We start from the raw sequence: 16,416 nt of genomic DNA on the forward strand, positions 1-16,416 counted from the left end.
TGCCGGCAAATGCACGTACACCCGAGGTTTCGACCGTGCTGTTCACCGCCGTGGTATTGGCAACCGATCCTCTGTCAATCACACCCCCCCCGATGCCGGCGTGTGCATTTTTACCATTGTTGGTTTTGACCGTGCTGTTCACCGCAGTGGTGTTGGCAACCATTCCGAAAACCTTCCCCCCTCCAATGCCGGCGTGTGCAAATTTACCCTTGTTGGTTTTGACCATGCTGTCCAACGCCGTGGTGTTGGCAACCATTCCTCCATCGTGAACCAGCCCCCCTCCGATGCCGGCGTATGCACGTTCACCCGAGGTTTCAACCATGCTGTTCACCGCCGTGGTGTTGGCAACCGTTCCTCTAACAACCCCTCCCCCAATGCCGGCGTAAACGTTGTCACCCCAGGTGGAAATATGAGCATTTTCGGCCCGGACACCAATGACTGTGCCATTAATATCAACAACACAGGCTGCTAAACCAGTCATCTCCGTGGAATTTATATTGGCATCAGTAAAGCGAAGGTGACCGATGCTGCCCTGTTTCAGAGTGTTAACAAAACAGTCAGGCAGGCCTTTGATGGTACGGCACTGCCCATCGTACTCCCCGGTGAATGGATGGGTAGCATTGCCAATGGATTGATAGGCTGGAGTGACAGCAATATTCTTCGTCTGTTGGTATGTACCGTTCAGTGGAAATTCAGGGTCATGGCCGATCTTGCCCAGGGTTTTCGTATCATTAATCATTATGGGTTGTGAACCATCGGCAATGGCATCCGAATTGGCATAGTGAAAAGAGCTGGCCAGCGTGCCAAGTGCAAGCAGTCCTCTGGTTCCCTGACTCCCTTGATAGCAAGCCGTGGATGGCTGTTGAAGGGGTACGTCTTTCGAGCCGGGTTCTTTTTCCTGAGCCTCTTCCCCGGTTGCTTTTGATGTCTTTGGTAATTCCGGTTTGACATCTGGCCCGGGCACAGAGCTAGCGAACCAGGCATCGGCAATATCTTTCGCTATGAAAAGGATGGGACTCGTCGGCAGGATAATTGCTGTGGCCAGTCGCCCAATATCTTCCAGTGTTTTATTGGGATTAATACTGAAGCAAGGATCTTCCATCGGAATCAATGATTTCGCAAATGCTTTAGCAACAGCAACGCTATGGCCGAGCCAGGAATGTTCGACGCCATTCCCTGAACGTTGGGAAGCGCTGTCACAAATTGGTTGCTGAATGGGCTGCAGAATAGGTTGCTGAATCATAAACAGGCCCTGATGATGTTGCATGAAAGTACATTGGAAATGTGTATAAAAAAAACTTGGCGTCATTGATCCATCCAGTGATGTAAAAGTTCCCGGGTTATGTTTTTTTCTTAATGCAAAAAAACTGACTTCACTGATGATGCTCTGCGCAAGTACTTTCAGTAAGGCGTGGTTTCTTGCTCTCATCGGCTGGCTGCAACAGCTGTACAGCCCCCCCTTTCAAACTGTTGACCAGTTCAGCCCATCCAGGCTCTCCCGCCCCGGAGAGCAATACTCATTATTAACCGGTCACTTTTTACCTGCGCAAACAGCGCTTATAATTCCCTCCCATTCACTATAAGGAATGCCAGACGGGATGAAATATCTGATCGTCGGTCCCTCGTGGGTGGGGGACATGGTAATGGCACAAACGCTGTTCATTGCCCTGAAACAACAACACCCTGATGCCACAATTGATGTACTCGCTCCCGCCTGGAGCCTGCCGATTATTGAGCGCATGCCTGAAGTTCGCAGAGGTATTGATATGCCCCTGGGTCATGGCAAACTGGGACTCAAAGCCCGCTACCAGCTGGGCAAAAGCCTGAGAGCGGAAGGCTACACACACGCCATCGCCTTACCCAACTCGTTCAAATCAGCACTAGTGCCCCTCTGGGCCAACATCAGGCACCGTATTGGCTGGCGCGGCGAAATGCGCTACGGGCTACTGAACGACATTCGCACACTGGATAAAAGCAAATACCCACTGATGGTGGAACGATTTGTCGCCCTCGCCTATCCGGAGGGTGCTTCACTACCGGAGCCTCTGCCGATTCCTGCGCTTCAGGTAAACAGTAATACCGCCAGCAAAGTCCTTGGCCGCTACCACCTGCACACCGACATGCCCATTCTGGCACTGTGCCCGGGTGCTGAGTTTGGCCCCTCCAAGCAGTGGCCAACCGGTTACTACGCCGAAGTGGCACAATCCCTTTCTGAACAGGGATGGCAGGTTTGGCTGTTTGGCTCAGCCAAGGATAAAGCGGTCACTTCTGAAATAAAAAGCTGCCTGCCTGAGGCATCGCGGCACCACTGCCATAACATGGCCGGCGCAACGTCGCTGGCCGATGCCATCGACCTGCTCTCCTTTGCCAGCGCAGTGGTCAGTAATGACTCTGGTCTGATGCATATAGCGGCGGCACTGAATCGACCTCTGGTGGCGGTTTACGGGTCAACGTCTCCCGATCACACGCCGCCAATGAACAAAAACAGTGAAACACTGTCAATGAAGCTGGATTGCAGCCCCTGCTTCAAGAGGGAGTGTCCGCTTGGGCATATGAACTGTATGAAGCAGCTGTCTCCGGATAAGGTTCTGGCAGCCATCGCTCATCTGACGGCCCACCAGGAAGATAAGCATGAAAAGCATCCTGAAATGACGCTGGTAGAAAAAGGAGGTAGCGCCCGTTGACTCAATCAAGGCAAGTTCTGGTGGTAAAAACTTCCTCCATGGGGGATATCATCCACACCCTTCCAGCACTGACCGATGCGGCATCAGCAATACCCGGTCTTCGTTTTGACTGGGTCGTGGAAGAGAGTTTTGCCGAGATTCCAGCCTGGCATCCCGCTGTTGACCGGGTTATTCCCGTCGCTGTTCGCCGCTGGCGCAAGTCGTTGCTGCAAACCTGGAAATCCGGGGAGTGGCAGCAGTTCAAAAAAGCCCTGGGTGCCAGCAACTACGATGCCGTGATTGATGCCCAGGGACTGTTAAAAAGCGCTTTCATTGCCAGCAAAGCCAAAGGTCCCCGATTTGGGCTGGATAAACAGTCTGCCCGTGAGCCTATTGCCAGTCGTTTTTACCAGTTCCCTCAATCGGTGCCATTGGAACAGCACGCCGTTGAGCGTGTTCGCCAGCTCTTTGCCAAGTCTCTGGCCTATGTATTGCCCAAAACACCAGGCCAGTTTCTGCTGAATAAAGATACGTTCCCCAAGGGGCTGGTGAAGGATAAGCCTTATGTGGTTTTTATTCACGGAACCACATGGCCGACCAAGCACTGGCCTGAAAACTACTGGTGTGAGTTGACCCGGAAAGTGAATCAGAAAGGTCTTCATGTCGTATTACCCTGGGGTAATGACCATGAAAAGGCCAGAGCGGAGCGCATTGCCAATGCCTGCAGCCGGGCCACAGTACTGCCGAAACTGTCACTGGCTGACTTTGCTGGCGTGATTTGTGAAGCTCAGGCAGCCGTTGCCGTTGATACCGGTCTGGGGCATTTAACGGCAGCACTGGATACACCGGCGGTCTCGCTCTATGGTCCCACCAGCCCGGTAAAAGTTGGTGCTTATGGTAAGGGACAGAAGCACTTGACCCTTGAACACTGTCCAACCGGCGAGTTTCCTGCCACCGATCCTGAAATTTTTGCACCGATGACACCGGATGTTGTCTGGCAGGCACTAGCCAAGCTCTGATATGGGAACGAGGTTGTGCGTTGTATGGGTATTAGCGCTTTTATGCACTAAAGTCACATATCGAACGATATCTATCTATCTCTATCAGTAACTACCAGAGATCGATACTGCGGATTTGAAAAGAGAAATTCGGGGTCGGTCTGATGAAGCCCGATCTCGACAGATAGAGGGGAGTCTGCCCCCCTGTTCAGTCCTTTACACCACTAACCGATTTTGTCGGCGTTTCAGGCAGTAATTTATACTCTGCAAGACACTTAATGACACTTTCCCGATAACGAGGAGCCCCCCCACAACAAAAACCTGATTGTTTATCCAGTGGCAAGCGGCGCTCAACTATCCATGAACCGAAATTTTGTGGCTTCGGAAGGGAGAGTTTTTGCCCGTTGTCAGTGTCACTTTGGGGCTCATTAGCAGAACTACCAGTCACCTGGCTTGCGCAGCTGCCGTCCAGCACCTTGGCTGTTGTTGCTTGCATGATAACCTCTCTATTGACCAGTCACACATGATGACGTTCAGTGAATTGAACAAATTCCTCGTTTATTACTGTGTTAACCAGAGTCCGCCACTCGTCCGGATTGGCTGTTAACTTACCTTTCAGTGCTTCCAGGCACGCGGTTGCAATCAGGCCTGTCAATTCCTGTTTCAGCAGCGGATCGCTGACTGTGTCAGCAAATGCCCGGGGAAAATTGACTTTAACCTGATATTTTATGGCAAGGTAGGCATCAAGCATTTTGTCAATTTTGCTGTCGTCAAACCAATGGCACTGCGCAGGTGGCAGCAGATTGCTATCGCTGCCAGACTCTATTGAAGCTCGATCGCTGGCACAGGATTTTGCTGGTAAAAGATCAGTGATCACCTGATTCAATCGCCATGTCTCATCATCATTCTCTGCAATCTGACGTTCACTGATAGTCAATGCGAGCTGCTGACGGGAGAAGGCTTCATCAGAGGCGCTGACCTTGCAGTCATAAAGATACGTAAATAACTGCCAGGCTCGCTGGCTGATGGCAAAGGCTGACCAGTCCGGCAGTTTTTTATTCGCATCGTTGCTCGATATCTTGCGGATATCCCGTAGCCACTGCGCGATAAATTCAGAGGATTGATCCAAACCCAAGGTGTCCGGGGCATTAGCCAGTGATCTGATCATGCTGATCTGTTGATCTGGTGCAAGATTCATAAACTGATGTCGGGTATTTTGGTAATTCCCCATGTTCAGGGACTGTACCAACGGATTAAGCTGGACTCCATCACTTACAGGCAAGGGTTGACGTAATTTCCCGACTTGTTCAGTGAGCAGCCGGTCAAAATCATGCTTGAAATCTTTGTCATCGTTTCTGCGCAAACCCAGCCAGGCGCTTAAAGTACTGTTTTCGATTTCTGACCGTCTGTCTTGTAACTGCAGAACTTGATCCAGCACTTGTTGGCGGAAGGACTTCGAAAGTTGCCGGTTTTTCAGCTGATGTTGGGCCATGGCTTGCAGCATACACCGGGCGAGTTCAACCGATGGTGAACCGGTTGTCGTTTTACCTGTGACACTGTCGTAAAAAATGGACGACTGGCCATCGGCTCCGATAGCAACCTTGCGAACCGTTCCGTCACTGCGAAAAATATTATCAGGGCTTTCATGCTCGACACCAAGCTCCGGAGAGGCTATCACTGCCTGCAAAAAGTCATTGGTGGGCGAGGTTCGATCAACTCCGGTCATTTGCACAATGGCAATGTTCAACAGGTCCTCCGGTTGCCAGTAAGGCGCGATTTCAGCCACCCTATCGTCGGCCAGAGATTGCATAAAATCACTGAGTTCAGTATGCAACTGACTGGCTATTCCTCTGCTGCCTTCGAGTAATCTCATACCGGGGGATTGTTCCAGCGGATCTCGGGTCAGGCTGGTCTGTTGGTCTAATCGGCCATCATGATGACCAACAGCACGAATCGGGCGATCGTTGAGCAAAGAGGCAACAATATTTGCCAGAATCAGGCTGTCGTTGGTGAGAGATGATACCGGTTTGAATGAACTCGCCTGCTCTGCCGGTTCGGCTCCAGAGTCGTTGACTTCACCCACCTTCCGGGGCAATTCGAAGAGGCTTGCTGGCCGGTTGGCTGTGTTCGTCAGTCCGATATATTGAGCTAAACTGGCGAGTTGGCTACCGATGGCAGACCATACGCCCCGGTGCATGCTGGCACCGGAGGAGAGTGGATGGTTGGGGTCGGGCTGGTTTGTTAAATGAAGGGCAGCATTATCGTCATGGTCGGCAATCTCATTGACGATGTGATTATCATCGATTGGTTCGTTGGTATTGCCCATGTCGTCAGCATCACTCAGGTCGCGCCGTTTTCTCGATTGATTATCTATTAAATTGGCAAAGTCGAAGGGTAATAAGGGACGGTCTTGATACGCTTGCAGATCCAGATCCTTCAAGCGAAAATGAAGATCAAAACCAATCTGGGAGAGCAAGGACGCACATACCATGGCAATACTGGAAAATTCATTAACAACTCGCTCTTCCACTTTTAATTGAGAGTATCTCGTCTGTTCTGTTTGATTATTATTTTTCGTTATACATGACCCTGTGTAGCTATTTCCTTCTGTATTTTCTTGTGATTTAGCAAAATTAAGTAAAATCTCTAAAATACTCAGCTCTTTTTCATTTATCTCTGATATCTTTTCAAATAAATGAGTGGTGTTGAATATGGAGCTGTCACGGTCTGAAGTATATTCTTTCAAGCTTTTAGTCAGATGATTAAAAAAATTTTTTAGTTTATCTTTGAGGAAAGAATAGTTATTGAATTGACCTTCACAAAAAACATGTTGGTTCTGATTCTTAAGAGAGTCTTTTCGAATTTCTATGCATTCAAAAAACATGTCTTTAAGTTCATTGAGAGCCGCTTTATAAGCGTTGTCTTTTTGAAGTAATATTTTTTTAATTGTGTCATCTCTCTCTTTGCTGGAAGGTTCAGTATGGTCCATGACGTTAATTACTAACCGACCAAGATAGTGTGTCAAACCATTGATGGCATGTATCATCTTCATCCCATGTATTGAAAACATGTCGACAAATGTTTGGGTCGGAGGAATGGATTTATGATCAGATTTTTCTCTGAAGTTTTTAATAAAATCTTTTCGATAATTTTGTGTGACATTACTAAGCTCATTTGTCAGGGTGGTAGCTTCAGATGTACTATTGCTCAGTTTAATGGGCTTTTCAGAACTGTCAGTCTTAGAAATATTTTCGTCTGATGTAGAAAGGGAATTGTTATCTGGAAATTTATCCTCACTTCTGACAGTAACAGAACCATTGTGCATCTGGTGCAAACGCCCTGGCTCATTTGTCCATCCAGTGATGAACTCGTTGGCTGCTTTTTCCGACTGTGAAATAATATCTTTTGGTTTATCTGGTCGTTCCATTTCAGCATAATCTTTTTTCATTCTCATTAAAGCAATGGCTCGTTCGAACATTGCCGCTTGAATTCTTATCAGTCTCTTTGCATATGTGTAAATAATAACTTCTTTTTCTGCTGTTAAGTTTGCAGGTTGAATTTCTGTTAGCAACTTTGATTTTAAAACTTTATAAGTGCTGATTTTTTTGCTGAGTTCTGTATCATTTATTGTCATTATTTCTGATGATAACCACTTGAAAGTAGTTTTGCTTAACTGAGTGAAAAATTTTACCCTGGCATAAAGGAGAGTTGTCTGGGGGGCATGGTCATTTTTTGCCGACCCTAAAAATCTAAGCATCTGTTTGCCTGATTTATAATACGTTAATACCATCTGTAATCTTAATTTTTTGTCTAATCTATATTCAATAACATTGATTTCAGAATTGGCTTCATGAATACGCTGCTTTGACTTCAGATCAATTGGTTTCAGAGTTATGGTTCTTATCCTTTCACCCTGAGCATACAACCTGACAGCATCGGCAGTTAATTGATGTGTCAATAAGGTCAAATCGAACAGTTGGTCCAGCGGGGCCAATTCCCTCATGCGAGGGATAACCGATGCCTCAGAATATCTTTGTATAAACTCGTCCATTTTTTTTTCAAATTTCTTTTGATAGCCTGAATGTATATCCCTTTTGTATGTCAAAAACTCAGTAAATTTCCTTTTCAAACTATCAGAAAATAAATGAACACTGGAGTAAGGCGTGGGGGGCAGGGGCTGTTTGGAGGAAACTTCAGTTGAGCTGACAGTTGCCATTTGTTCAGAAGGACTAATTATGTCAGTTACTGGCAAAGCAAGCGTAGCTGGAATGATCGTACTTTCATTAATAAACGAAGGCGTTGCGTTAATCGCACCAGCTTCCTGCAAAGAGGTGCTTTTTTGGTCGGAAGAGGGAGCCACCGAGCTTTCTGCCCGGATGGTCGTGGCACTGTGCGCAGTGCTTTGCCATGTCTCACTGGTATGGCCAATGGAGCCAGCTTCTGGCTTGCTCATCGATGGATCTGGCAAAGTTCTGGCCACCGTCAGTATTGGCGTGATGGTTGAAACGGTGGAATGTCCCTGGTCGGTACAAGGCCTGAGAACATGATTCAGATAATCTTCCCTGTCTTGCGTCTCCAGGTTCTTCTCAAGAAATGCTCGAAAATCATCTAATTTCAAAAAAACTGTTTTGACTTGGCAGCCCCCGTCTTCTCCAGAGTGAAGAAAAGAAAAAGCAATGTCGTTTTTGAGCACTTTGTATGACTGATAGTACCCATTGGCATTATCCGCACTGGGTGAATCGAAGTGCCTGACCGGTGACGGGGGGGCAGATAAACTGATTTTATCCATTGTTCCATTCTCTTGTTTGGCAACACTGTTCAGAGCTGCGTACAGTGGTTGTGCTCATGCTCAGCCAGAACAGTCATGTGGTTAATACCTTGCGAAGCTTTGCACCATGTTTCACTGTGACAGTGGGAGTAATACTTGAGGAATTTACCCACTTGAGAGTCCATTAAATTCGGCAAACTCTTCTTCAAGCACGTTCCTCACAATAGACTGCCAATGTTCAGTGCTGTCAGACAATCTGCCTTTAAGCACCTCCAGGCAAACGATAGCAACCTGGCCAGTCAATTCCTGCTGCAGTTGCGGATCATGGACGGTATGGCCAAACACCCGGGGAAATTCGCCTTTAACCTGTTTTTTGATGGCTGAGTAGGCATCAAGCATACGGTCAATATTGTCCTTGCTGAATTGGTGACACTGTACTGGCGGTTGCAGACTGTTTACACTGCCTAACTCGATTGAAGCACTTTCGCTGGCGCTTGATACTACGGGCAAAAGCGCAGTGACCACCCGACTCACTTCCAGGGCCTCGTCATCATCGTCGGCAATCTGACGTTGACTGATGGCGGATGATAGCTGCACTCGAGATAAAGCCTCTTGAGGGCCGCTGACCTTACAGTCGTAGAGATAGCTGAATAATTGCCAGGCTCGCTGGTCAATGGCAAACGCAGACCAGTCCGGCACACCCTGATCGTTATTGCCACTATTATCCGACAGTTTGCTCATATCGTTTTGCCACTGCGCCAAGTACTCTGAAGATTGATCCAGTCCCAGAGGGTCGGGCGCCCTGGCCAGTGATTGTAATATTGCCAGCTGTTGCTCTGGCAACAGCGCCATAAACTGCTGTCGGGTATCCTGGTAATCCCCCATATCGAGCGATTGTATCAACGCAATGGAATGGATAGTTTCAGGCATAGGCTGGTGAGTGGCTGAAAACAGCTTCGACAAGCGCTTGTCAAGTTGCTGTTCAGCTTTGTTTTCACGGATGCCTAACCAACTGCTTAACTGGCTGGCAATGCTTTCAGGTTGTCGGCTTTGTAACCAACGTGCCTGATCCAGTACCTTTTTGCTAAAGGATGGAGATAATCCCTGAGTACCATGGTTTTTCAGTTGATGCTGAGCCATGGCTTGCAGCATACATCGGGCGAGTTCAATCGATGGTGAGCCGGTTGTCGTTTTCCCTGTAACACTGTCGTAAAAAATGGATGACTGGCCATCAGCCGCGACAGCAACTTTGCGAACCGTTCCGTCACTGCGAAAAATATTATCAGGGCTTTCATGCTCGACGCCCAGTGTCCCGGAGGTAAGCATCGTCTGTAGAAAAGCTTCTGTGGCAGAGGATGGATCGGCGCTTCCAGCGGTTTGCACAATGGCGATATTCAGCAGGTCCTCCGGTTGCCAGCAAGTCGCCACCTCAGTAAAAGAATTATTGGTCAGTGCCTGCACAAAGTCAGTGACTTCAGCTTGCATGCGACCGGCTATCCGTCTGCTGCCTTCTAACAATTTCATGCCAGGGGATTGCCCAAGCGGGTCGGACGGCAGGCTGCCTGCTCTATTGTGCACTCTATTGTTACTCAGGACTTGATGATCAACGGTTCGCAGGGGGCGGTCATTCATCACAGCGGCCATGACATTGGCCAGGACCAGGCTACTGCCTGGGTTGTATGGTACTGGCTGAGCCCGCAACGCCTGCCCCTCCTGTCCTGATGAAGAGCCATGGATTGACTCCTGATTCGACGGTACATATCCGGTTCGGGCGAGATTAACCGGACTGTCCAATCCGGCGAATGAGGCTAACCCGGACAGCCGGGCGCGAATATCCGAGAATATGCCTGAATGTAAACTGGAACTGGCACTGTGCGCCGGCTCAAGTAGATCCGGGGTGTTTGGATCTGCCAGTACAGAATTCTGCCAGTCGTCGTTCAGCAACCTATTACCATCGCTACTGGCGACATCACGACGTTTTCTTGTCTGATCATCCGACGTACTAAGGAAATCGTCAGGTAGCCAATCTCGCGTTTTATAAACTTCGGGATCATTGAAGCGAGTCTTAAGATCAAAGGCGATCTGTTTGAACAGTGAAAGGCATTTTGACGCTATCTCAGTAGTTTCCTGAACAAGGTCACCTGCGGACTGGATCAGACGACGCTCCGTCGATGATGATGTTGATCCTTTTTGAGCCACTGATAAGGATTGGAGGTCATTAACCATCCTGTTCCTGAGTTCCAGCAACCTATCCTTTCTGTCATCTATATAAGCATCTATCTTTGCTGTATCCTTAGTACTGATACCCTCAATTGCCTTGCTTAACACCTCCTCAGTATCTGTTTTAAATTTTGCTGTGTAGTCAGTCACCCTATCCAAGCCAACGTTGCTGATTACAGCGGGTATTTGCTGAGTCATTGTGATATTGCTTCTAATGGTAAAGTAGGCGTCGTACATTCGTTGTAAACTGGACATCTGTTGATGTAGCAGCAGTTCCTTGACGCCTGAAATTTCACGCATTTTCTTCTGCCTTTCAGCGGCCGGGGCAGCATCAAGCAATAATCCGAGGAATAGCTTCCCAACATCATACACAACATTATTGCCCTCTCTTAATCGCTCAAGAGCATGTATTTCAAAACTATTCCTGAATACTTGAGTGCCTGAAATAATAGTGCCTTTTTCCGGGGTTTCTGCGCGGGCAGACTCTGCTTCCAGGTTCTGAACATAATCATCATACAGCTGCCTGGCTTGCATACTATCCACATCAATAAGTTCCTTAAGCTCTGGCTGGCTCAAATCCTGAAGGTTTTCAGGAAGGCTGTTATTGAACAGACTGGCTTTATCATGGCCTGCTTCGATGGGGTGTAAGTTACCGGCAGCATGCTCTCGCGCCTTTACCCATGGATAACTCTTGGGAATTTGGACGGCACTGGTAAACTTATTTTTCAACTGTTCAAACAAATCAACAGACCTTTGATGCATATCAGCCTGATAATGGGTAAAATCCAGTCCCACTATATTGCCACTCACCATGGGTTTACTATTAAATGCTATAATCTTCGTATATTTCCAGAATGCAACCCAAGTTTTCTCGAAGGATTTTATCCTGTTTTCTACCTCCACCATTTGTTCATCCAGCACTTTTGGTTCATTCAGTAATGCTCTTATGTCACTTGAGAAAGTGACATAACTTTCCCGTTGCTGTTGATGAATTGCATGGTAATAAAATGGCTTTCTAAAGCTATTGGCAATATCCCCAGCAATCTCAATCTTGCTTAAAGAGACATCAAAAAAACCTTTTTTTAATACATATGATAAGCGTTTGAATAATAGATTGCGGATTTTATGGGTGTCACTGGGTTCATCAGGAACGAATTTTGATCCAGGGATTAAATCAACTTCATTTTGTCCTGGATACTCTACCTCAATAAACGAACAGTTGCTTTTAGCGATCAAAATCTTGTTGTTCTGTAAAGAATCCAAAACAGTATCAGCCAGAAGAAATTGTTTTTTGATGCATAGGTCGTAATTCTGGTGAAGCTCAACAGAAGATGGCCTGTGGTCTTCTCTTGCTGATCCATAGTCGTTCAATTTCAAAGAATTGGTGATTCGTTGGTTCTTCTGTTTACACTCATTGTATAAATCTGCAGTTATATTGTTGAATGTGCTGGTTATTCCCTGAAAATCGAAATGTCCTTCACTATCAGAAGCATCAGGCATGCACGGAGTCGAGGTTGCCTTATCTGGCGTGGAACTTTTCGGTATCGTTCGCACGACCGTGGGAGAGAGTTCGCTATCAATAGCGGCTGTAGCCAAGGAAACCTCGCTGGCAGTTGCAGTGGTATCCACAGTGGATGCTGTGTCCTGCTCGATAGTACTCAAAGCTGAACTCAACAATTCCGTGGTAACACCGGCCAAAGATGTGCCAGAGGTCTTCAGCCCATCCGACCCTGAGCTTGTCAAGAAGAAGCCGGGGGGTTGTAACCCATCCGGGCGTGAGCCAGTCGAGGGCAAACTAGAAGTCATCGGCCTGCTTTGTGTTCGACTGGCCAAAAGTGCAGTCGTTCCTTCCATGCTGCTTAAGGCCATGCTTATTGTAGAACTGCCCGGGGTCAAACTGACTGCAAGAGTGCTCAGTGTTGATTTTATTGCAGAACTGCCCGAGGTTGGAGTGACTGCAGGAGTGCTCAGCATTGAGTTTATTGCAGAGTCGCCCGGGGTTGGAGTGACTGCAGGAGTACTCAGCATTGAGTTTATTGCAGAATCGCCCGGGGTTGGAGTGGCTGCAGGAGTGCTCAGCGTTGAGCTTATTGCAGAATCGCCTGCGGTTGAACCTGATGTCAGAAATCTGGTTTCTGTCACATCACCGACTGCCGCAATAATTTTCGTACTGCTAAGTGCGCCTTCGGATGTGCCAGGGGCAGCAATTGGCTGTTCCGCATCAACAGCTACACTCCGGGTTGGAGCCATTGTCGTTGATGGTTGCCTTTTTACTTCTTCTCCCTCTTCTCTCTCTTCTTCTTCTTCTTCTTCTCCTCCTCCTCTTCTTCTTCTTTCGTCATCTGTGGCCTCGGATATTCCTGTTGCTATTAAAATTCCAAGACCACCTAAGCCTATCAGGATACCGCCAAAGAGCTTGCATAAGGAATCACAGCTTACACCTCCTCCGCCCAAATTTGGTATATTACCATCGCCACCCACTCCCGGATTCGGATTTGGATTCGGATTTGGATTCGGATTTGGATTTGGATTCGGATTCGGATTTGGATTCGGATTCGGATTTGGATTCGGATTTGGATTCGGATTTGGATTCGGATTCGGGTTTGCATTTGCCAACTGCTGCACTTGCTGATTCGAAGCTGTTCTGGTTCCGCCAAATAATAGAGCTATAGCCACACCTGCGGTCGCTGCTAATGCTTTCATAAAAGATTCAAAGGATGATAGATCAACTTTACTATTATCTTCTATGTCTCTTCCACCATCATCTAAATCTGTTTTTTTGTTTTCCTCGACAGGCTTGTCAACGTTTGTTTTTTTAGTTTCTCTACCAAAGTTTGGCTGCCCGCCTTTATCACTTAACTTTCTTTTTAGCTGATGGACACCTGAATCAAAAATATCTACAAAATCTCTGATAGCCGCCATCTGCATCAGAGTAGCCGTATCAGTCGGTCCGGTTGGGGGAGTGTCAGGAACATTCAACATCCTCAGAATCTTGCTGCCCCCCGCACTACCGGAAGGTTGGTCAGGGTTAGAGGTCGATGGTTTCTCATTAGAATATTTCACTACATCGAGAACAATATGGGCATTCAACAACTTGATGGAATCCGGAATGGGTTTGCCCGTTTGTGCACTATCTTTCAAGGTGGCAATCACTTCCCGAATTTGACTGATCAAATGATCTGAACGATCGATCTGCGTGGTTGAGGCAGGCATGTCGGGTAGCTTGTCACCCAGATTGTCCAGCTTTAACTTTTTCTGGTTATCACAGTCGGTCAGCAGTTTGGTGTACTCTTCGAACATTGACTTTATGGCTTTAGCATCAAGCGCTTGCAGTTCAGAAATGTCGTGGGTAACCACATCTTTTACTGTTAATGCAGAATCTGGAATTATCTGTAGCTGCCCTATTCTATCCAGTTGTGCCTGTGAATTAAAAGCAGTGGTGATCGTCTGGCCCTGGATAGATGAAGATGGCACGGACTGCGCATCAGCATCGGTCAGGGGTATTTCGTAATGTTCAAATACCTCCCTGAGTTCCTTGATTGCTTCTGCGTAAAGAGAAGGCAGAGTATTTCCATTGACTACTTTCAGACCAGTCTGAATATCTTGACATATCAGGCGAAAGCCTGTGTCTACATGCTTGACTTCCATGTAAAGAACATGTCTTTTTATGGGTCTGATAAAAAGCTGAATGGGTGATTCCGAATCTATCTTTAATTGTATTTCCTCTCTGTACCCGTCAATGATTGCTTTAAACAATAAGTCCTCAGCGGACTTGAAAGGTACTTTTTTTTCTGACAGATAATAATTATCAAAGACACCCCGGGCATTTTTTAACTGAAGGCTTTCAGACTTTGTTCCCACAGAAGAAAGGACGTTATTCAAGCCCTTGACGTTTTCAGAGTAGAAATTTTCATGTAAGAAAAACCTCATTTGATATGGATATCTAGCATAGCCAACACCATTAAAAACAGACTGCACCATGTTATCCAACGATTTAAACAAAGCGCCATGCTGACTTGAAATGGCTGACAAAATTGTATCTGCCCTACAAAATCCTTCACTAATCGAATTTGCTAAACGGGCGATTTGAATAGGGTCATAAGAAAGAGAAAAAGACATTACTTCATCTAACGGCACATTTACATTCATTCCGGGGGGAATACTCTGAAGATTAGAATATTTCTCTATCAACTCATTGAATGTATTCTTGCAGGCGCTATTAATATCTGTTTTCAGGTCCCGCATAACTGAATCAAATCTGGATGTCTCTGTTAAAAGATTTGCTTTGAAAGCAAGCCTGCCAACACGATAGTAGTTTGATTCTGCAAGCAGGTCGGCAGTTTCCTTATTTACCTGCCTCATTAAATTCACAATATTTTCATCACCGCTTTGTAAAGTATCTATCAAAGTTCTTAGCTCCGGTGAAATCGAAAATCCAGAATTAACAGCATTAATCAACTCAACCCGGGTTTCTTCAAATCCCTTAAAAAAAGAGAGCATCTCAGGTTTCATGGGTGCAGATTCAAATTTCACGAGATTTTTTAGCACTTCAGCGAAGTGCCATGGTACTCTTCTGGTTCGGTCTGAAGTGGATTTTTTATCATAATGATGATTGATGGTATTAAGCAGGGTTTTTAATTGGTTTTTATAGTAACCGGCTGCTTGTGGGTGGGCATCCTTAATCGTATCGATAAAAAATGAAAGTGTAGTTACCAGGCTAACAAACTTATAAAAGGCCAGGGTCTCATCAACAGCTGCAAGTAAAGTGGAAATATTTGCTTGCGGATATGCTTCCTGGAGTTTTACCAAATCATTCCTAAGTCTCCCAATACTGGTTGATGCCGCAGAAGCAGAGAGAAAATCATCAACCATATTAATCGTTGGTGGTACTGTGGGTGCCACCAGTATCTGACTTTCTAATGTGGCTTTACTCGTCACTGGAGTTATATCTTCAGTTGTCGGTGTGCTGCTGTCTGTCGTTGGAGTAATAGTTCCTGTTGTTGGATCAATGTTATCTACTGCTGGTTTGGAACCATATACTGTCGATTTGATACTTTCTGCTGATGGGGTGATATTGTCCGAAGATCTGATTGTATAAAGATTGGAAGGTGATACCGTTGGGCGATGTGATGCAATAGTTTTAGTAGCGTTATTAAGTTTATTTTTTGAGCTGTCAGCAATACCACCATCAGTACTCGAAGCAATAGTCGGCTCCTTAGTCATGATTGTTGTGATTTCACCTGATTGGCTGGCCGATTCAGTTGTATTTATTTTTAATGTGGGAGTAATAATTGAAACAACTGAACTACCCTGATTGGTACATTTGTCCGGGATAGGCTCAATACCCTGAGTGTTATTAGCTTCAATATTACTTTTAAGCAGTTTGCGCAGCTCATTCAAATCAAAATATACAATTTTGTCCTGCTTTTTGCCATCACTGCTGATTTTATAAAAAGGAAAATAGACTTTGTCTTCATCAACATGATACGTGTTAACGCATCGTCTTGACTGATCCATCATAATAGTGGAATCAGGATATTTATTTTCTTTATCGTTAATAGCAGACAGGTAGCTTGAGTTTCTGATCGGAGTACCAGGAGAAATTAATTTGTTCATAATAAAAAAAGTAATTATCCGGTTAACAAAATTTCAAAGATTTTAGATAAAAAGCCTTAACATCTTTCATTCAATCACTCATGGTGACTGCTCTCGGCCTTATCAGGCGAGGCTTCTGACTTCTTAGGCAGCGACCGACAGTACGCCGGAT

General features: G+C 46.3%; 7 protein-coding genes. 3 read left to right on the forward strand and 4 right to left on the reverse strand.

Annotated elements, in window-relative coordinates:
• On the reverse strand, window positions 1-1,243 hold a 1,243-nt coding region (locus KDK15_RS00095), incomplete at its 3' end, for a hypothetical protein (RefSeq protein WP_257293334.1).
• 355 nt (window positions 1,244-1,598) lie between these two features.
• Between KDK15_RS00095 and waaF the strand changes: the two genes are divergently transcribed.
• Window positions 1,599-2,684 carry a lipopolysaccharide heptosyltransferase II gene (waaF, locus tag KDK15_RS00100; RefSeq protein ID WP_257293335.1) on the forward strand — a complete coding sequence of 362 codons (1,086 nt, stop codon included), beginning with the start codon at window positions 1,599-1,601 and terminating at the stop codon, window positions 2,682-2,684.
• The gene (gene waaC / locus KDK15_RS00105; RefSeq protein WP_257293336.1) at window positions 2,681-3,682 is read left to right on the forward strand and encodes a lipopolysaccharide heptosyltransferase I; all 1,002 of its coding nucleotides are present in this window, start codon (window positions 2,681-2,683) and stop codon (window positions 3,680-3,682) included. Before waaF ends, waaC begins: the two co-directional genes overlap by 4 nt.
• A 187-nt stretch (window positions 3,683-3,869) precedes the next feature.
• Here waaC and KDK15_RS00110 read toward each other — a convergent pair whose 3' ends face one another.
• Entirely contained in the window at window positions 3,870-4,157 is a 288-nt protein-coding gene (locus tag KDK15_RS00110; RefSeq protein ID WP_257293337.1) for a hypothetical protein, read from the reverse strand.
• A gap of 21 nt (window positions 4,158-4,178) precedes the next feature.
• Complete coding sequence (locus KDK15_RS00115) at window positions 4,179-6,191, reverse strand: hypothetical protein (RefSeq protein WP_257293338.1); 2,013 nt, start codon at window positions 6,189-6,191, stop codon at window positions 4,179-4,181.
• 1,705 nt (window positions 6,192-7,896) lie between these two features.
• Between KDK15_RS00115 and KDK15_RS00120 the strand changes: the two genes are divergently transcribed.
• Window positions 7,897-8,208 carry a hypothetical protein gene (locus tag KDK15_RS00120; RefSeq protein ID WP_257293339.1) on the forward strand — a complete coding sequence of 104 codons (312 nt, stop codon included), beginning with the start codon at window positions 7,897-7,899 and terminating at the stop codon, window positions 8,206-8,208.
• Window positions 8,209-8,594: 386 nt separating this feature from the next.
• On the opposite strand, the gene KDK15_RS00125 is transcribed toward KDK15_RS00120, so the two are convergent.
• On the reverse strand, window positions 8,595-16,169 hold the full coding sequence (locus KDK15_RS00125; RefSeq protein ID WP_257293340.1) for a hypothetical protein: 7,575 nt from the start codon (window positions 16,167-16,169) through the stop codon (window positions 8,595-8,597).
• Window positions 16,170-16,416 lie beyond the last annotated feature (247 nt).

Source organism: Endozoicomonas sp. YOMI1 (assembly GCF_024606345.1).
Taxonomy (GTDB): Bacteria; Pseudomonadota; Gammaproteobacteria; order Pseudomonadales; family Endozoicomonadaceae; genus Endozoicomonas.